The organism is Ignavibacteriota bacterium, from assembly GCA_016212665.1.
GTDB lineage: Bacteria > Bacteroidota > Ignavibacteria > UBA10030 > SZUA-254 > FW602-bin19.
Window position 1 is genome coordinate 1 of the sequence record JACREZ010000043.1, and the last position, 20236, is coordinate 20236.

The window sequence follows — 20236 nt, forward strand, 5'->3', positions numbered from 1 at the left end:
ATTCACGAACGAATAATTTCCGTTCGCATCTGTTGTCGTCGAATCAACCCGGTCTCCGCCAATATAAATCTTCCAACCGCTCACACCATTATCTCCCTCGTCTTTTACACCGTCTCCGTCCATGTCGTTGAACTTCATCCCACTAATCGTGCCTAACTGAATGTTGCCAAAGTTTTGTCCGGTCACATCTGTGCCGCTTGATGTTGTAATCGGGGATGGATTGGTCGTGGTTTGTGTCCAGCCGTTTTGCACCGCTTCACTCAACGAGTATGTTCCAGGACCTAAGTTGATGAACGAATAATTTCCATTCACGTCCGTCGTCGTTGAATCTGTCGCCGAACCGGATAGGTAAATCTTCCAGCCACTAATGCCGGTATCTTCCGCGTCTTTCGTTCCGTCACCATCCACGTCGTTGAACTTCATCCCACTGATGGTGACTTTGTCAAAGTTCCCGAAGTCTTTTCCACTCACATCCGTTCCGCTTTGAGTTGTTATCGCTGATGGATTGCTTGTCGTCTGTTGCCAGCCACTCTGCACTCCTTCGCTCAACGAATATGTACCGGGTCCTAAGTTGGTGAATGAATAATTTCCATCAACATCTGTCGTAGCGGAATCGGTCGCTGAACCGTTGAGATAAATCTTCCAGTTTGAAAGACCTGTATCTTCCGCATCCTTCATTCCGTCGCCGTCCATGTCATTGAACTTCATTCCACTGATGCTGACCTGCTCGAAGTTCCCGAAGTTCTTCTCCGTTACATCCGTTCCGCTTGCCGTTGTAATTGCTGACGGATTAGTTGTCGTCTGCATCCAACCCGCTTGCACCCCCTCACTCAACGAATAAGTACCAGGTCCTAATTCCACAAAAGTATAACTACCATTCGCATCCGTAGTCGCTGAATCAGTCGCTGAACCGGAGAGATAAATTTTCCAACCCGAAAGTCCGGTGTCTTCCGCATCTTTCGTTCCGTCACCATCCATGTCGTTGAACTTCATTCCGCCGATGCTGACCTTCTCAAAGTTGCCGAAGTTCTGTCCGCTTACATCCGTGCCGCTTGAGGTTGTAATTGCAGACGGATTTGCAGTGGTTTGCACCCAACCCGCTTGCACACCTTCACTCAACGTATATGTTCCAGGTCCTAAGTTGGTTAATGAATAATTTCCATTCGCATCTGTCGTCGCTGAATCGGTCGCTGAACCGTTCAGATAAATCCTCCAACCGGAAAGTCCTGAGTCCCCTTCGTCCTTCGTTCCGTCGCCATCCATATCATTGAACTTCATCCCACTGATACTGACCTTCTCAAAGTTACCGAAATTCTTTTCGGTCAAATCCGTGCCGCTCGTGGTGATTGTCTCGCTGTACATTCCGCCAGCAGGCGCTGTCAATAACCAGCCGCTCTGCACTTCTTCCGTGATGGTGTAATTCCCTTGCGCAAGATTCACGAACGAATAATTTCCGTTCGAATCCGTCACAGTCGAGTCAACACGACTGCCGCCTATGTAAATCTTCCAGCCGCTGATGCCGGTGTCTTCCGCGTCTTTCATTCCGTCGCCATCCATGTCGTTGAACTTCATCCCACTAATCGTGCCGAGTTCAAAATTTCCGAAGTCTTTATTATCGGCAAGTAATCCTTTGGTAACATCAATAGTATATGTTCCAGGAGTCACAGGTAACGTTTGCTGATAACCCGTTTCCATTTTTTCACTTACAACATATTGTCCCGGATATAAGCCGGCAAAAGAATAAGAACCATCTGCCTGTGTCTGCACGCTATCAAGCGAAACACTGTTCGATGTCAATCGAATCAGCCAGTTTTGAAGTCCCGGTTCACCGACATCAATTGCTCCATCACCATCCAAATCGTCAACTTTCTTTCCGCTGAGTGTTCCGCCTTGTTCGGCAATCGTCCATTCGGACCATGTGGAAATGCCGGTTTGCTCAACCCAATTATCGGTCGAATTCAAACTGCTTACGCCGTTATCTCTCCATCGCAATCCATCATACCGCCAGAGACGAAAATCGGATTCGACCTGACCGACGCGGACTTCACTTTCTGCATACGCAAACCGGAGCGTTCCCATCAGCGATGCAGACGGTGTAACCGAATAATATCTCTTTAATGCAAATAAAGAAGGATCACTTGGTGCATCAGTATTCCTGTGGGAGTTAATTGTTACACTCAAGGCTGAAGCATTTGCCGATGGCAAAATACTCGTGTTCGCATCGGTGAAGAGATAGGTTCCTGATGCGCTCGAAGGAAATGCGCGCCTCATCGTTCCGTTCACATAACCGTTGGAAATTGACACCGCGCCGGATGCCGTATTCGTTACGTCAACCATGAACGCTCCGGTTGTTACTTCGCCGTTCGTCGTCGTCACTGTTCCGCCGATTCCGATAGTTCCGTCCAGCACAAACCCTGCTGTATTATTGAGAATCAAATTATAAAATGATGTTGCATCAATATTTTGAGATGATGAACCTCCAAGCGTAACGGTCGAAGTTCCCGCTGTAAATGTACCGGTGTTGTTCCATTGCCCGGGGACGCTTATCGCGCTACCGTTGGCAACGAACGTTCCAGCCAACGTAAAATCTTTTCCAACAGACAATCCGAAGTTCGTTCCGGTGTTGTATGTTCCGGCGTTCACAGTAAAATCATTCGATGCAGTAATATCTCCTTTTGCTGTTGCTGTGCCGACTGTTTTATTTATTATCAGATTGAAAAACGTTGTTGCATCAATGGAAAGATTGTTTGAACCGTTGAACGTTATTGTTGAAGTTCCCGCGTTGAAGGTTCCTGTTCGAATCCATGACCCTCCGACAGTATGATTGAATGTGCCGGCATTAAATGTCGTACTTGCCCCAATGTTCACTGAGTCGCCAATCGCTAACGCTTCATTTGCATTGACGGTTACTGATATTCCAAGTCCTTTCAAGAGAGTGAATTTACCGCGAACGGTAAGTGCGGAAGCAGGAAGTGTTTTTACAACCGTGCCGCTATCGCTTCGAAATTCCAAATGCCCGTACCCGCCTGCAATGTTATCAATCGTTTGATTTAACCCTGCATAACTAACTGTGCTTGTCGCTCCGAGAACATTTGTCCACCCGCTCGGGAAACTGCTCTCGCCAGTCAAATAAAACGTGGCGCCATTTGCAACTTCAAATGTGTCAGGAGCAGAGCCGAGAATTAAGTACCCTCCGTTCACCATAATTCCTGTCTGAACCCGGACATTTCCTGTCACATTCGTTGTGGTAATTTGATTTCCAAGTGTCGCACCGGAGGAACTTGTATTGTTTAAGAGCAGATGATGATATTGAAATGTGGAACCAATACGCACCGTTTGCGGAACTGACGTCCCTTTATAGTTAAACGTACTGCTTGTTCCTCCAATCAAATTTCCTTTCGATGAATCACCGGTCGCACTGAACACCCTTAACAAATTAATTCTTCCTGCCCCGCCGCTCATATCAATAACAATTCTATCCGGATGAATAGTATTTTCAAAAATTAGATCGCGGTTAAAATTACAAGTACCGGTCGTAAGTGTCATCTTTGCCACACGCGTATCGGCGCCGCCGCTTGCCGCTTTGAACACAATATTATTATTCGCTGTCAGTGTTCCGGGACCGACTTGAAGAGTTGTAACCGTTGCATCGGCAGTTGGTCCCCGCACAATGATTTGATTCGTTACTGTTAGAGTGCTTGTCGAACTTGAAAAGATGAGAGCAGTAGAACTCGACCCTGAATTAGAATTGAGGTTGAGTGAAGCACACACTTCGTTCCGGTTGGTTGCGATGGTGACGGTAAATCCTGCTGGAATATTGACCGTATCACTCGAGCTCGGTACTCCGGAGGGAGACCAAGTAGAAGCGGTGCTCCAATTACTGCTTGCTACAGCCGTCCGTTGTCCTGCATCCAGGCGGAAACAGAATATTGTGAAAAGTACAATAATGGTGAAAATTGTAAAACGAGTATTCATAGCACATCCTTGAAAATAATTTGTTGTTGAAAAACGAATCATAATTGTATAAAAGAGAATTATTCATTAATGAAACAATTCTCTATAGAGAAACTCTTTAACAGTAGTTGGAGTAGAATGAGTGGTGTGGATGTTAGGTTAGGCTATCCAGCTACTAAAACAATATTACTATCGACCTTCAACGTTTGACATCCTCGAAATGTCCAGGAAGGTTCTTAAACTAAAGAACAAAAGAATTGATTTGATATTCTTTATGCGTTATCATGCAAATGCACGACGGTGAAAAGGTAAGAAAAGTTTTTAATTAACAAAACATTTTTCTGTCATTTTGTTTGATTATTTATTCATCACAAGAAGGCGACAGAATACGAAACTGTCTTATTTTTGAGATTCTGGAAGAAATTCAGATATACTCGACGGTTCGATATGAACCAGAACATCGAGAATCCTTGCATTCGATTTGCAGACAGCCGATTTCACTCTTCGGGCAACTTCATGTCCTTCATGGACAGTGATGGTTGCATCTACGGTTACATGCAGGTCAACAAAAAAATCGAACCCCATTTTTCTTACATTGCATTTTTCCAACCACATCACGCCTTCTACTTTACCTGCTATCTCGCGAACACTGTTTTCAATTTCGGGTTGAGGCGCGGCATCCATGATTTCGTTCAACGCCGGACGAAATATTCTGAATGCATTGATTGCAATAATCACTGAGACAAATAACGCTGCATAATCATCCGCGCTTTCATAGCCTTCACCACCAACAAGCGCAAGAGAAATTCCGACCGCCGCCGCGGCAGAAGTAATCGCATCACTCCGGTGATGCCAAGCATCTCCTTTCACCGCTGTACTGTTTACTTCTTTTCCGACGCGAATAACAAACCGGAACAATATTTCTTTCGTCAGAATTACCGCCACGAGAACAATAAGCGTAAACGGCTCCGGTGCATGATGCGGCGTAATGATTTCATGAACACTTTGGATGATGATGATTACGGCACCCGCAAGTAATCCAATCGAAACCAACGCTCCAGCAAGCGGCTCTGCTTTTCCGTGTCCGTACGGATGGTCGGCATCGGCGGGCAACGTCGAAATCTTTAATCCTCCCCACACAATTGCAGAACTAAACACATCGAGCGATGATTCAATCGCATCGGCAACAAGCGCGTAGGAATTTCCAAAGATACCGGTAATTCCTTTTACAGCGGCTAACACTGCGTTGACAAGAATTCCGATAACACTTGTCTTCATTCCTTTTTCGGCAGGATGTGATATTGATTTGGTCATTGACGATTTACGATTGATGATGTATGATTAGTTCAACATTCATTATTCAATATTCGAAATTCAGAAATCATCAATTCTTTTACACCCATCCGCGTAGTTTGCACGCTTCTGCGACGCGCGCAACGCCAACTACCATCGCCGCAAGTCGGGGATGCACTTGTTTCTCTTTGATTGCTTCCTGAACACGGTGATACGCTTTCGTCAGTTTTTGGTCGAGGCGATGCTGAACGACACTCTCTTCCCAGAAATACGAGTAACTATCCTGCACCATCTCGAAATAAGAAACCGTTACACCGCCTGCGCTTGCAAGAATGTCCGGAATAACGTGAATGTTGTTGTTGTATAAAATTAAATCCGCATCCGGCGTTGTCGGACCATTGGAAAGTTCACAAACAATTTTCGCTTTGATGTTCGATGCGTTTTTCTCATGAATTGAATTTTCTAAAGCGGCGGGATACAACACTTCCACATTCGCGCTCAACACTTCTTCATGAGAAATTGGTTTCGCTCCGGGAAAGCCAACAATGGAACCGGTCGTTAACTTATATGTGACAAGTTCTTTCGGATTGAGCCCATCAGAATTATAAATCGCCCCGCGCGAATCACTCACAGCAATCAACTTTCCCCCACCAAGAATTTCCTGATGAAGAAGCGCGGCACGTTGCCCCGCATTGCCAAATCCCTGAATTGCATACGTACGTGTCGGGTCAACGCAGAGGGATTGACAGGCTTCGCGAACGGTGATAACACCGCCCCGTGCAGTCGCATCCCGTCGTCCTTCCGTGCCGCCGATTTGCAACGGCTTATCTGTCAACACACCGGGCTGATGATGATGCATGATTGTCTCGTATTCATCCATCATCCATGCCATCGTCTGTGGATTGGTATAAACATCAGGTGCAGGTATGTCGCGGTCAATGCCGATGTATTCTGCAACGGCGCGAATATACCCTCGAGACAAATTTTCTAACTCACGCTCCGACATTTTTTTCGGGTCGCATTTCACTCCGCCCTTTCCTCCGCCAAGCGGCAAATCAACAACAGCAGTTTTCCATGTCATCCATCCCGCAAGCGCACGAATCGTGTCCACCGTTTCATCAGGATGGAATCGGATTCCGCCTTTTGCCGGACCGCGCGCGTAGTTGTGCTGAATTCTCCACGCATGAAAAATTTTTTTCGTTCCGTCATCCATCTGAACGGGAACGGTAAATTTGTATTCTCGTTGGGGCCAAAGTAACAGTTCGATTGTCGCCTCATCCAGATTAAGCAATCGAGCCGCTTCACGAACCTGTTGTTGTGCTACATCAAATGAATTGTACGATTTCATTTTCTCATTCCTTATTCTTCGTTGTGTCGGGTGATTTCTCATCGTTGTTGACGCTGAGGATTATGCGATACCAGCAATGCTTGCACATCAACGCGCGGTCAATGCCAAGCAGAACTTTTTCCCACGGACTTAACTCCCGCCCGCAGTGCGGACACGCATCAAAGACCTTGGTTTTTTTCTCAGAAGATTCTTGTGTGTTCATATCAAACCGGTTTTAAAATTATTCCCTTGTGTTCATGTCCATTCATCTTCACGACAATAGGACTCTCGAATTGCACATGCTTTGTAAACTGTTTTTCTTCGACCGCAGGCAATGACTTCAACCAATCCCAATCAACAAAACCCTGATTTGTGTGCGGATTCACGGTAAAATAGCCAATCATAAATGCCGTGAGATTTTGGAAGAAATGAGAACCTTGCGACGGTTCAACTGCAAAATCCTTAAAGCCCGATTCGACAATTGCTTTCGCTCCGGAGATTTGGTCCCAACGAACGGGAATGCCGAGCCACGGGTCGAGCGTTCCCCAGCGACCAACACCGATGAGCAAATATGATTTTCCTTCCGCGACAAGTTTGCCGTTGAACTGACCAACCTCACGCGCAACATCCTGACTCTTCGCCCGCTCGAACGTATCGAAGTCAACAACAACAATATCATAGATGTTTGAAATCTTTCCGTTTCCCAACACTTGCGCACTTTGGCAAATCAATGTTGACTTATCAATTTCATCAACATGCAACTCTTCAAACTCGCGGCTAACAACCAACGGACGCATTTGGAGAACGCCGAACTCCTTCAACTTTCCCGGTCGCACATTCATGTTCACTGCAAATTCCATCTCGACGGGCGTTCCCATTCCCCACGTTCCCATGTCAAGCAGTAATTCCAGAATTTCAGGAAGCGGAAGTAACTTGCTTTTCAAAATCGGAGCGAACGTTACTAACCGCAATCCTTGTCGTGCGATGCCTTCATAGACGCGGTCATTTTCGTGCGAGTATGTGGAGCCGACAAATGAAAGCGTTCCGTCTTGTTCGGCAACATCGAGATTGAATGTTTTTGTCAAGACATCATAGGTGTGGATTTCATTATCAAGTTGAGCGGTTAAATCAAGAGCAAAAAATTCATGTTGATTATTTGCAAGTGTGTCTTTAATCGTTGTAAGTTGTTGGATTCTGTTCGGATACTTCGGGCAGAAGCGAACAGTCGGTCCACCATCCACCACCATTTTTCCAAGACCGAGCGCAACCGATACCGTTCCGTCGGTCGGTACTTGCGGTTCGATGGGATAAAAGTTATATGATTTTGCCACGCCGGAAATATTCGGATAGAAACGATTGTGGTAACGCGAGCCAATCATTTTCTGAATGATGACCGCCATCTTCTCTTCTTCGAGACGGTACGATGTTACCTTGATGTAATCTTTCGCCGCCTGATAAAACGTCGAAGCATACACTCGCTTGATGCTGTTAATCAATTCGCCGAGGCGGATGAACGGGTTCGGATTGTTATTCGGAATCATGTACGTTTCATAGACGCCGGCAAACGGTTGGTATTGAGAATCTTCCAGCAAACTCGATGAACGAACCGCAAGCGGCTCACGGATGATGTCGAGAAACGCGGCAAGTTCTCCGAGAATCTGCTCGGGAAATTTTTCCGCTTCAAGAAACCGTCGCGTAATTTCCTGGTCATCGGAACAACTCATCGCAAAACTGCGGAGGTTGTTCTCTTCTAAAAATTGGTCGAACACTTCGGTCGCAATGACAACGCCCGAAGGGACGTAGATCTGAATTCCCGAAAATTTTTCCCTGACTCTGTAATAATTGATAAGCATGTTGAGGAAACCAAGTCCCCGCGCTTTACCTCCGAGCGAGCCGGCGCCGATGCGGGCAAAACTGCTCGAAGGGTCAAACGTATCTTTCACAAAATCGGTAATCAATCCCCGCTGTTGCATGATACGGTACGAGTGGAGTGAATTGATTAAATCATCACGCAGTTCTTTGATGGAGGCGTACTCGGCGACTTTGCGGGGACGAAGTTGTTGTGCAAGCCAGAACTCTGTTCGCGCTTTCAGCCAGTTCGAGAAATGATTTCGTTCGCCGTGGAAGCGAAGACTTTCTTCCGGAACAACCTGAAGTTGTTCTTCCAACGTTCGTAAATCGTTTGAACGCCCGACTTCAATTCCTTCCGGTGTTCGGAAAATAAAATCGCCGAAACTGAAATACGTGTTCATGAATTGCCGGACCTCATTCAACAACAGAGGAGAATCTTTCAGCACGAACGATGCACCTACCGCGTACGCCTTTTGCTCATTCTCCGGTTGGTTTGATTGAAGTAAAATCGGGATATCCGATTGCCGCGACTTGACGTTGCGGGCAAACTCCAATCCCGCTTGCGAATCCGATTGCCCGTTTCGGTAGAAATCAACATCGGAAATTACTCCCAGAATGTGTTCCTGATAATGTTCAAAATAATTCCATGCTTCTTCATAATTTGTGCACAGAAGAATTTTGGGGCGCGCCCGCATCCGGAGAAATCTGTGAGAAAGGTTGATTCCTTCTGAGATGAGCCGTTGAGATTGTTTGAGAATTTCTGTGTAGATGAGGGGAAGGTACGAAGAATAAAATCGAATATTATCTTCTATAAGGATGATTGACTGAACACCGACAAGTTTCGTATCGTGGTCAACATTCATCCTGTCTTCAAGATGTTTGATGATGGCAATGACGAGCCGGAAATCTCCTTGCCAGATGAAGATGCGGTCAAAGACAGTGGTATCGTGGTGAGCGAGCAATTCGGCAAGTTCGCGGTTATCAAACGCAAGGAGAATGATTGGAATCGTTAGTCCTGCCGCCCTTGCCGCTTTAGCAAACTGAAGCGAGTGCATGTCCTCGATATGGAGCGTCGTGATAATGAGGTCAAATCGCTTCTCCTCTTTCGCAAGCGAGATTGCTTCCGCACCGCTTGAAACCCGCGTTAACTCCGGTGAGTGACTCAGGTTCAATCCCTGATATTCATTCCGAATCAATTCATATAATCGTCCGTCTTCTTCAAACAAATACGAGTCGTAGAGACTCGAAACAAGTAACACATCGCGGATACGGAGTCGCATGAGATTTTGAAATCCCTGAAAGCGCGTACCGTAACCATGTTCTATCCACAGTTGGTCGGGTGATTTCATTTCTTGGTTTAACGGTCAAGGGTCGAGTGTAAAAGGCTTGAGGTTTCCGGTTTGTGGTTTGAAGTTTTTGATTTCAGGATGAAATATCAACATCGAGATTCAAGGTTCATACCGAAGGTCTTCGTATCCATATTCAAATTTTTGATGATTCAAATCCGCATCGTCGCCGGGGATGACTTCTGTGTTCCATTCGAGCGTCCCTCCGTTCCATCCGGCAATAATCAGGCGGAAATCATACAGACCATAATAATTTTGTGAAGCGATACCGCTGAACCTGATTGCATCGTTCCTGCTTCCGAACACATTGACGGTTTTATCCATGACAAAAGTCCATGATGTTTCGTTCGCAAACTTCGTAAACAATCGGACGGTAATTTCCCTTGTGACATTTTTGCCGACATCAACTTCGACATTTAGCGTTCCTGATGTCGTGTATCCGTCCCGGTCAGCATCGGGACGGTTTGTCCAATAGACATCCCTCAGCGAATAGGACGAGCGCGTCGTTCCGGTAAGTTCGCTCTCATCTTCAGTCTCACAACCGAGGAGAAAGAGAAAAGCAATAACCATAATGAGCAAAGTTGCCCGAATATTCATACAGATTCTCCACATAGTTTCATGATAATTTTTCGTGGGCTAAAGGTAAGAATCTATTTGAAGAAGAACAATTTCTATCATCACTTTTTTGATTTTTTTTCTATCCTTGAATCTGTTGTATTGATAAAAAAATGCCACTCACCTCACCGGCAAGTGGCATTTATTATTCTAACACAAGTAGGAGTTTAGACTAATCCTTGGTCGAGCATCGCATCGGCGACTTTGAGGAAGCCTGCAATGTTGGCGCCGTTTACATAATTGCCCGGCGTTCCAAAGCGTTCTGCTGTTTCATAGCAGTTCTTGTGGATGTTCTTCATAATCCCGTGGAGTCGTTGGTCAACTTCTTCACGCGACCAGCCAAGGCGCATACTGTTCTGCGACATCTCAAGTCCTGACGTAGAAACTCCACCTGCATTGGCGGCTTTTCCAGGACCGTAGAGAATCTTTGCATCAAGGAAGTGCTTCACACCATCAATCGTTGTCGGCATGTTTGCACCTTCGGCAACACAATAGACACCGTTCTTCAACAGGTTCGCGGCATCCTTGCCATTGATTTCGTTTTGTGTCGCACTCGGGAATGCGCAATCCGCTTTGTGGTTCCACAACGGGTTGTAATCGAGTTTCGCATCAACCGGATAATAGACAACGCCTTTGTGTGCATCGGCGTATTCCTTCATTCTTCCGCGCTTCACATTCTTCAATTCCATAATGAAGTCGAGTTTCTTTCTGTCAATTCCTGCTTCGTCATACACATAGCCATTCGAATCGGAGAAGGTGACAACCTTCGCTCCGAGTTCAATCAATTTTTCTGCTGTGTATTGAGAAACATTTCCGCTTCCGGAGACGAGACAGGTTTTTCCTTGTAAGGTTTGCTTACGCGTGCCCAACATTTCCTGTGCGAAATAGACAGCGCCATAACCCGTTGCTTCCGGACGAATAAGCGAACCGCCCCAGTTCAACCCTTTGCCTGTAAGAACGCCGGTGAACTCGTTGCGGAGTTTTTTGTATTGACCGAATAAGAAACCGATTTCACGTCCGCCGACACCAATATCTCCTGCAGGAACGTCGGTGTCCGGTCCGATGTGACGATACAATTCACTCATAAAACTCTGGCAGAATCGCATCACTTCGTTATCGCTCTTTCCTTTCGGGTCGAAATCGGAACCGCCTTTACCGCCGCCCATCGGAAGCGTGGTGAGAGAATTTTTGAACACCTGCTCGAAGGCAAGAAACTTGAGGATACCAAGATTCACGGAAGGATGAAAACGCAATCCGCCTTTGTACGGACCGATAGCACTGTTCATCTCAATGCGGAATCCGCGGTTGACATGAATTTCACCTTGGTCGTCCATCCACGGAACACGGAACATCAGTACGCGCTCCGGTTCAATGATGCGTTCAAGAATTTTGTGAGTTCGATATTCCGGGTAACGATCCAACACGAGCGTCAGGGATTCAACAACTTCCTGAACTGCCTGATGGAATTCTGGCTCCGCCGGATTTTTCGCTTTGACCGATGCCAGAAGATGGTCAGCATAACTTGTCATGGACATATTTATTTCCTGTTAGTTTGTGGACTGGTTGTTAGTTTGTTAAAATAATTAGATTTCTTTATTTCTTAATACACACACTTTTTCATTTATCATTTATTATTCGATATTCGACATTATTATAATCACGAATAATGAATATCGAATATTGAATGAAGAAGTATTTGGAAATTTTCTAAGAAAAAAGAAGTTTTTTCTACGGGAAAATCCCCATCTCTAAATACGACTTCGCAATCTTATCAATCGAACTGATGAATGCCGCTGTTCTCATACTCACACCCTTGTGCTGTTTCCATCGCTCACGGATTTCGTTGTACGCGCCTATCATTGTGTCTTCAAGACCTGAGTTCACGAGCGCTTCTTCATCGGGACCCTGAATAATTCGCTCACGTTCTGAAGGAGTGAATGATTCACCTGTGAGTTTTTCAATGACAGAAACAAGTTGACCGTACGAACTTTCCGTGTAGCGTTTTGCCATTCTTCCCATGCGAACATGCTGAAGATTTTTCAACCATTCAAAATACGAAACTGTGACGCCGCCTGCGTTACAATACATGTCAGGAATGACGAGAATTCCTTTTGCCACCAAAATCTCTTCTGCGTCCGAACTCGTCGGTCCGTTTGCGCCTTCGCCGATTATCCTTGCTTTGATCCGGTCTGCATTTTCTGCTGTGATTTGTTTTTCGAGCGCGGCAGGAATAAGGATATCGCAATCAAGTTCAAGCGCTTCCTTCGAATGCGGAATATTTGTCGCTCCGGGGAAACTGAGAATTGAGCGTGTGTTTTTTCGATGCTTCATCACCGCTTCAACATCCAATCCTTTCGGATTGTAAATCGCTCCTTCATACTCAGACAATCCGACAATAATACCGCCACCTTCCTGAATAAACTTTGCCGCATGATAACCGACGTTCCCAAGTCCCTGAACAACGACTCGCTTTCCTTCCAATCCGGGAGTGAGTCCGAATTTCTTCATATCTTCTTTATTGTTACATGCTTCACGGACTGCGAAGAACACACCGCGACCTGTTGCTTCACGTCGCCCGCGAATGCCACCTTGGCTGATTGGTTTTCCTGTTACGCAGGCGGCAGCATCAATCTGTCCGGGATTCAACGCCCCGTAGGTGTCAGCCATCCATGCCATCTCACGCTCGCCCGTTCCGTAATCAGGAGCGGGAACATCAATGCCGGGTCCGATAAAATTTTTCTTCACAAGTTCCGCCGTATAACGACGCGTAATTCTTTGGAGTTGTGAGACAGAATATTCTTTGGGATTGATTTTGATTCCACCTTTCGCTCCACCAAACGGAACATCAACAACCGCGCACTTGTACGTCATCAACGCGGCGAGAGCCATTACTTCGTCCTCATTCACGTCTTCATTGTAACGGATGCCCCCTTTCGTCGGCGACTTGTGCTGACTGTGTTCCACACGCCACGCGGAAATGACCTGATAGCCTTCATCCGTCTCAACAGGAAACTTAAAATGATAGACACTGTTACATACTTTGATCTGCTCTAACAGACCTTTCGGGTAATCGAGATACTGTGCCGCGTTATCAAAATTGCGGACAACATCTCCAAAAAAACTGGTTTCGTTCATTGACATAAATTGTGATTTAAAAATAAATGGTGAGAAAAAAGGTAAGGCATCCACCGGACGGCGGATGAGGTCAAAAAAGTTGTCGTCATTCAGGCAATGCCTTTGGGTGATTGACCATAAACGCCCTGAAAATCGTCAATTTGTATGCCAGATGCAAATTCAACTTTAGATTTGATAGAGACTGTATGTTTTTGCATCTATCTCAGGACTGAGAAGAAAGAGGATTTAGGTTTTCATGAGTGAAAGATGAAAATGTGGGTGGTGAGTGGGCGATTGGTGAGTAGTGAGTTGTGATTCGTAAGAACGGAAACAGAAGTAGAACGATTCTCTATTCAATAATCATCGAATCACTACTCACTCTACGAGTCGTAGACCATTTAACCAATTAACAAGTTAACCGTTTTACCAATCATTACTTCACCAGCATCATCGTCTTCGTATCCTGAAAGTGTTTTCCATTTGATATACTCAGCACATTGATTCGGTAGAAATATAAGCCTGTCGGAAGCAAGCTAGCATCGAAATCAATTGCGTGTTGACCTTCTTCCATCTCCCGTTTGTGTAGTTCAGTTGCAACTTCTTGTCCGAGAATGTTGAACATCTGAAGCGTTACCGTTGCGGGAGAAGGCAAGTCAAAACGAATTGTTGTAACAGGGTTAAACGGATTCGGATAATTTTGGTGGAGAAAAAATTCCTTCGGAACAGATTCAACTCTCAGGAAATATTTTTTATCTTCATTAATTGAAATTGTAAGCGAACGATTTTGTTCGAGTTTGTGAAAGGCTACCATCTTTTTTCCTTCACGTTCAACAAGAGAATATTTTACCTCATCCTGATGTTTCAAACTCATCGTTACAGTTATCGGCAAATTGTTTGTCTGAAATCGAACCGGAAGTTCGACAGGTTCCTGTATTCGTGATGGAAGTATCTCTACCAATCTGTTCGACGCAAAACGAATGTCGAACGCTCCGACCGGAGGAACAGGCGGCAATTCGAATTTCTCCAAATTCATTTTTTCTCCCGTTTCAAAACCAAACTGTAAAACCTGTTGTTTTCCTCTGCTCGAAGATGCATCATCATTTACCGTGAACGAAATTGTGTTCAGGGCTTCTTCAACCATTTCCTCCCGATGGGCTGGAAGTTGTTGCGATGTAAATGAATTGGGTGGTGGTGCGACATCTTTTAAAATGATGGAACCTACTCCTTTTGCTTTCACCCAGTATGCTTTTCCCGGTTCGATGATATTGGTTGCAAAATATCCGGAGTTGTATCCGAAATAATTAGTTGATATAAGATTCTCCGGAACCTGGATAATGTTCGCGGTATCAACCGGTATTGAAGTAGCGCCAATCATATTCCAATTATCGGCAAGTTCGAGTGTGTCACTGTTTCTGGGACCGCCTTGTAACGGTAATGCCTGATTTCCCGGAAACTTCAACCAATATCCTACGCCATGCTTGAGTGTATCCTGTTGCTGATAACCGCCTTGGTACGAGAATGCGCTTGATGAAGATGTCGGGAAAATAAATGACTTGGAATAATTTGGTACAACAAACGGAACGGAAACCATATTCCATCCATCATTATAGAACATGAGAGGAATCGGGGGTTGTCCTCCGCCGCCATCACCATTCCAAAAACCAACACCTTGCCGGAATTGAGAGGATGCACTGGTGCCGGAGATGGGTTGACCGACAGAAACATTCATTTGAAATTGAGAAGACTTGGAAAAACCACTCGACGCACCTATCATGGCTTTTGACTGTCTTATCAATTGTGCTTGCAACGTATCAGCTGTTAATAAAGCACAAAGTATTAATATGAGAATCAAGGTTGTTGCTTTCATCGCTTTACCTATATTTGTATTATTGTTCATAGCAATTGATAACTGAATATTTATTTGCCGACGATGATTGTTCCGGGTCCCGAATATGTTCTCATCTTATTGAGGATGAGTGTTTTTTCAGGATAGTTTCCCGGATATAAAAAAATGTAATCACCCGACGATGTGTATGTTTGAGCGCTGGTAATTGTTGGAAACGGTAAACTACAATCTCCGGTATATATTGTTCTCATTGTATCGTAGTCTGTATAAAAAATTCCTTTCCCGTTGCATGATTCAGACACGACTGTAGGTTGAGTACAAGAAAAAGATGAAGCTACCATTTTCGACTCCTCGTATGTAATACAACTTATTGTACTTGATTGGTAAGCCCCCTCCTTCATCATTGCTACATCACTAATATTATTCCACTCGTTATAATCATCAATCATTCGTTTGTCCGCCCCTGTTTGATTACACCAACCATAATCATTATCTGTATTATTACTTAAATCTCTCTGAACACCCGTAGCGCCTATAACACCCGAACAATTCCAGTCCACAGATACAAACCCCATCCCGAAATCCTCGTCTAAATTATCTTCATCAATACTACAAATTCGACCATGTGAATAATCAATGTTCTTATACGGGTGTGTTTCCATTCTTGCTAATCCAAGACATTCTAAAATATTTTTTACACCCATAACTTGATACCGATAACTCATGACACTACCCAAAGTCAGTAAATATGAACCGACATTCGACTCATTCATTGAACCAGAATGTTTAAGTCCCAAATTATGTCCTAATTCATGCGCGAACGTTGCAGCCCTCTCAAAGCCTGAACCAATATTACCGCCCCATGAACCGAGCGTAACGACTAAATCATTACCCGGTCGTTCCGCTAATCCTGAGGAACTTGTCGCTGTGTAGGTTTCATCTTCATAATCATGTCCAAAAAGACAATAATGCCAACCGTTTCCATGGTTAGCGTTAGCATCTTTGAAATTTTTGAACCCATTCGTTCCATCATAACCAAAGAAATTATTCGCGTTCCCCGGGTCACGTCTAAGAGTGTTCGTATGTCCTACATTGTTACTAATATCAACGTTTAATGTAATTCCCTGACAAGCGAACATTTGGATAACAGCATCAATCTCGCTTTGTGAGGGACGATGTGAATGTACACCATCATCCATCCAATCAATTTCTACATTGATTTCTGTCGGAACTTTTTGTTGCTGACCAAACAAAAATTGTGTTGCAACAGCCATCACCAAGAGTAATTTGGTCAACTTCGAGATAGAGAATTTGTTCATGGATAATCTTTATTAATGATTACTTGATTTCATGTGAGTATTATTTACCAATAATAACATTGGAGGACGTTGTATTCCATTTCCTCAACTTCAAACTTTTGCTGATTGTAATCGCACCGGCATAATTTCCGGAATTTACAATCAAATAATTCCCTGATGATACATCCGTGATACCTTCTGAAAGTGTGTCGTACGGTTTTTCCGGTGTTCCGTTTTCTAATCCGGAAGAAGAGCCATCCACATAGATCGTTCTTGTATAGAGATTGGTTCTATCCGATGTCAATGTATTTAACGCACGCTCGCGTTGTCCTGAAGTGAAATCCGTTCTGCAATCCTTCGGTGCATACGACATCATATTGTTCACTTGAGGAGAATATGGGGTGGCATCACACTCGGCAGGCGGCGACGCAGAGTTATCATAGGTGCAGGTTGCGGTATCAACTCTACCGGATTGTCCCGGGTCGGCTGGGGTGTCACAGACTAAATCACCACGCGATCCGCAATGGCTTCCATCCGGACACTCAATTCCAACAGCATCTTCATGCGTATGGTATAAATCAAAGTGGTGCCCAACTTCATGCGGAGTTGAAGAAGGATTCGTTGCACAAGAACTATCAATCAATATTCCTTGAAATGTACTGAAGGTAAACGCGCTACTCCCGCATTTATTAGTCAGATTAGTGAAGTATAGGTTTACTGTGTTCGATACGAAATTCACATCTCGCAGTTCATCCTCTAATTCTTCACTATCCGGAACCGTGTGAAAATAGTCACTATTGATATAATCAATACTTCCATGCTGAAAAAAAATCATATCCATCTCCTCAAACTCGGAATTTAAAATCTGCATAGCGAGATTTACGTCGGAGACCGACATCCCGCCTGTGCCATCCGAAAACCTTACGACATGGATACTTACCGGGATATGATATGGATAAGAAACCATCGAAAAAAATGACGGCAACGTATTGCTGGCAATACGTTGCAATTCCCTTTCAATCTGTGCTTTCGGAATTGGAGTTCTACATTCTTCCCATTGACTTAATGCAGAAACCGGCATAAAAGATTGTGTTCCAAATCCTATCAAACAAAGGAACATAATTTTTAACAGATTCTTTGTAGCAATTTTGCAATTCATAAAGTTTTCTTTCTGCAAAATTACTATTGCAAATTCACCAGAACCAGAACTAATCCCCTGCCTTCTTTTAGTGAAGACATAGCTTTACCAATAATTGCTCCATGAGATTCCTCTTTATTAATCGCCTTCATGGCATATCCCGGCACATCAGATGTTGTAAGCAAGTCTCCTGGAGCTATCGGAGAAGTGCTTGCGTCAACATAACAATACACTCGCCCGCTCATCGCAACATTACGACCGTTCACAAATACTTCGCGTTGATTTAAAGTAATTCCCGGTTTGACTCCGCCCGCTCCGCTGATAACTCCCGCTACTTTAGTATCATAAGACTTGTCACTAAGTTTGAGGTTGCCTGAATGTATTTCATCAATTGAAACTACCATACCTGCTTCCACAATCTCTGAACCGGTGATTTCAAATGGTTCTGCAAGATCTGAGCCACCTGTAATTTCCAAAACTTGTGTGGTCACGCGACTCTCACCCGTTCCGTTATAATCCGCATCAATGTCTATAGTCTTAGTCCCTGTACTATTATACATTTCCAAAACTGCACCCTGGGTCCCTTCCTGAGCATCAAACACAAAGGTCGTAGTTCCATCTTCTCTTTTCATTTCTATTTGTGCACCGCCGGAACTTGAACCTTCCTGAGCAGTGAGAATGATGGTTTGTGTTGCATCGCTTTCTGCCAATGCAATTCTTCCCCCCAAATCATTGTAATTTGCATCAAGGTCAATCGTTTTATGTGTTGCACCATCATACATCTTAATGAGCGCGCCGCCGTCTGCTACACTCTCTTCTGCCATAATTGTAATAGATGTATTTCCTGTTTTCTCCCGAAGTTTCAACTGAGCGCCTGTTGAACCGTCTTCTGCAAGAATCTGCACAGCGCTGATTCCATCCGAATTATAAATGTCGGTGGTACCGTCGCTTGCAATTTTGAATAATTGATTATTCTCAAGACTATCATCTTTACTCAGGACAAATTCATTGTTTGTATCATCTAAGCCGAGACTCCATTTCGTTTGGTCTGTCACCAAAACATCTTTTCCAATGTTGAAAATAATTGTCGCGTCGGCATCTACATTTAATCCGGCTGCTTCTAATTCAAGCGTGGCTGAATTTCCCGCAGTGTTCGTACTGTTTTCTATATGCAATTCACTTTCAGGAGAACCCGTGTTTATCCCTACGCCGTTTGCTGCATTGATAAGAAATTGCAGAGAATCAGAAGAACTAAAACTACTCGTGCTGCTATTCCAGACAAAACTGCCATCATCTTCTGCTTTTGCATATCTTCCCGCTGCAAACGAGGAATTACCTGATGCAATATTTGCATGACCTCCTGCAACCGCAGAGTATGTTCCGGAGGCTGAATTTGAATCTGATAGCGATGCACCACCGCCGCCAAGCACAGACGAATAATTTCCTCTTGCATTATTATACCTGCCACCACCAACAAACGAACTCGTTCCCGTCGCTTCATTGAATCCTCCACCTGCAACTACCGATTGATTGACAGTAGCATCATTTCCTTCACCGCCTCCAACCGTTGATTTATTTCCAGAGGCGGTATTTCCATCACCGCCGGCAACCGTTGCTTGTACTCCGCTTGCTGTATTTGTCCAACCACCGCCGATTGTTGATTGAGCGCCACTTGCAACGTTCATGTATCCGCCTGCAATGGTGGATGAATTTCCTGTTGCGTCATTGTATTGCCCACCTCCAACAACTGATGAACCGCTTGCTTCGTTTCCTTTCCCTCCCCCGATAGTGGCAAAACTACCTGTGGTCGAATTTGAATCTCCTGCAGTTGCGCCGCCACCACCGCTGATAACGGAGAACGCTCCTCGCGCTCTGTTGTTACTACCCCCTGCGATTGATGCAGTTCCGGTTGCTTCGCTATTCGGACCTAACAGAAACAATGAATTCATTGCATATGGCGCATCGGTAAGTCGTATTCTTGGAGCAAGCGTTGAACTACCGACCTGCGTTTCCATCCAGAGTTGTTGGTTAAAACTTACCGTTGAAACATCAAGATTGACTGAATAAGCCCCCTTATTTACCGGAACACCCGGAATAGTCTGTGTAAACATCAACGTCCCCGCAGTTGTATCCGTGTACAAATTGAATGTCATATTGAAAATACCATTCAAAGGCACACCTGCCGTATCCGTGAGGAATCCCTGCTGATTCAACTTTGTGGGCAACTGTGCCTGCACCGCAGAAAGAGAGAGAAAAAGTAAAAAAGTAAAAATGAACAATTGTTTCATAATAGTAACTCCTATGAGTTATAGATAGTGGATAATAGTTCAGTAAAATTATTTATGACGATGTAAAGATAGGAACTGCTTGAGTTTAAATCAATAGAACAAATGTTCTATTTTTTGAAAATAGAACATTGGAATGTTTGTGAATAGTGAGTGGTTAATTGGTGAG

At 44.5% G+C, this 20236-nt stretch carries 12 protein-coding genes; all 12 read right to left on the reverse strand.

The genetic code is table 11. The annotated features are described in order from the left end of the window. The coding region (locus HY960_14975) for a hypothetical protein (GenBank protein MBI5217056.1) at positions 1-3975 on the reverse strand (3975 nt) is incomplete at its 3' end. 378 nt (positions 3976-4353) lie between these two features. After that, positions 4354-5268 (reverse strand): cation transporter, encoded by a 915-nt coding sequence (locus HY960_14980; protein MBI5217057.1) that lies wholly within the window; start codon positions 5266-5268, stop codon positions 4354-4356. A 79-nt stretch (positions 5269-5347) separates the two neighbouring features. After that, complete coding sequence (locus tag HY960_14985; GenBank protein MBI5217058.1) at positions 5348-6595, reverse strand: Glu/Leu/Phe/Val dehydrogenase; 1248 nt, start codon at positions 6593-6595, stop codon at positions 5348-5350. Positions 6596-6599: 4 nt separating this feature from the next. Continuing rightward, positions 6600-6797, reverse strand: a complete 198-nt coding sequence (locus HY960_14990; protein MBI5217059.1) for a hypothetical protein — start codon at positions 6795-6797, stop codon at positions 6600-6602. Between the two features lies 1 nt (position 6798). Continuing rightward, positions 6799-9705, reverse strand: coding sequence for a histidine kinase (locus tag HY960_14995; GenBank protein MBI5217060.1), 2907 nt, complete (start codon positions 9703-9705; stop codon positions 6799-6801). Positions 9706-9873: 168 nt separating this feature from the next. Then, the gene (locus HY960_15000; GenBank protein MBI5217061.1) at positions 9874-10368 is read right to left on the reverse strand and encodes a hypothetical protein; all 495 of its coding nucleotides are present in this window, start codon (positions 10366-10368) and stop codon (positions 9874-9876) included. Positions 10369-10553: 185 nt separating this feature from the next. After that, a complete protein-coding gene (gene gdhA / locus HY960_15005) occupies positions 10554-11915 on the reverse strand; it encodes an NADP-specific glutamate dehydrogenase (GenBank protein MBI5217062.1) in 1362 nt (453 codons plus the stop codon). A gap of 199 nt (positions 11916-12114) precedes the next feature. Continuing rightward, positions 12115-13527, reverse strand: a complete 1413-nt coding sequence (locus tag HY960_15010) for a Glu/Leu/Phe/Val dehydrogenase (protein ID MBI5217063.1) — start codon at positions 13525-13527, stop codon at positions 12115-12117. A 406-nt stretch (positions 13528-13933) separates the two neighbouring features. Continuing rightward, positions 13934-15367 (reverse strand): T9SS type A sorting domain-containing protein, encoded by a 1434-nt coding sequence (locus HY960_15015; protein ID MBI5217064.1) that lies wholly within the window; start codon positions 15365-15367, stop codon positions 13934-13936. A 50-nt stretch (positions 15368-15417) separates the two neighbouring features. Continuing rightward, positions 15418-16665 (reverse strand): hypothetical protein, encoded by a 1248-nt coding sequence (locus HY960_15020; GenBank protein MBI5217065.1) that lies wholly within the window; start codon positions 16663-16665, stop codon positions 15418-15420. Positions 16666-16705: 40 nt separating this feature from the next. Next, positions 16706-17725, reverse strand: coding sequence for a hypothetical protein (locus HY960_15025; protein MBI5217066.1), 1020 nt, complete (start codon positions 17723-17725; stop codon positions 16706-16708). Between the two features lie 101 nt (positions 17726-17826). Beyond that, complete coding sequence (locus tag HY960_15030; GenBank protein MBI5217067.1) at positions 17827-20070, reverse strand: hypothetical protein; 2244 nt, start codon at positions 20068-20070, stop codon at positions 17827-17829. Between the last annotated feature and the right edge of the window lie 166 nt (positions 20071-20236).

Bases quoted from the DNA above. Each gene is read 5' to 3' on its own strand.
- HY960_14980 (MBI5217057.1), bottom strand. From the start codon at position 5,268: ATGACCAAATCAATATCACATCCTGCCGAAAAAGGAATGAAGACAAGT.
- HY960_14985 (MBI5217058.1), bottom strand. From the start codon at position 6,595: ATGAAATCGTACAATTCATTTGATGTAGCACAACAACAGGTTCGTGAA.
- HY960_14990 (MBI5217059.1), bottom strand. From the start codon at position 6,797: ATGAACACACAAGAATCTTCTGAGAAAAAAACCAAGGTCTTTGATGCG.
- HY960_14995 (MBI5217060.1), bottom strand. From the start codon at position 9,705: ATGCGACTCCGTATCCGCGATGTGTTACTTGTTTCGAGTCTCTACGAC.
- HY960_15000 (MBI5217061.1), bottom strand. From the start codon at position 10,368: ATGAATATTCGGGCAACTTTGCTCATTATGGTTATTGCTTTTCTCTTT.
- gdhA (MBI5217062.1), bottom strand. From the start codon at position 11,915: ATGACAAGTTATGCTGACCATCTTCTGGCATCGGTCAAAGCGAAAAAT.
- HY960_15010 (MBI5217063.1), bottom strand. From the start codon at position 13,527: ATGTCAATGAACGAAACCAGTTTTTTTGGAGATGTTGTCCGCAATTTT.
- HY960_15015 (MBI5217064.1), bottom strand. From the start codon at position 15,367: ATGAAAGCAACAACCTTGATTCTCATATTAATACTTTGTGCTTTATTA.
- HY960_15020 (MBI5217065.1), bottom strand. From the start codon at position 16,665: ATGAACAAATTCTCTATCTCGAAGTTGACCAAATTACTCTTGGTGATG.
- HY960_15025 (MBI5217066.1), bottom strand. From the start codon at position 17,725: ATGCCGGTTTCTGCATTAAGTCAATGGGAAGAATGTAGAACTCCAATT.
- HY960_15030 (MBI5217067.1), bottom strand. From the start codon at position 20,070: ATGAAACAATTGTTCATTTTTACTTTTTTACTTTTTCTCTCTCTTTCT.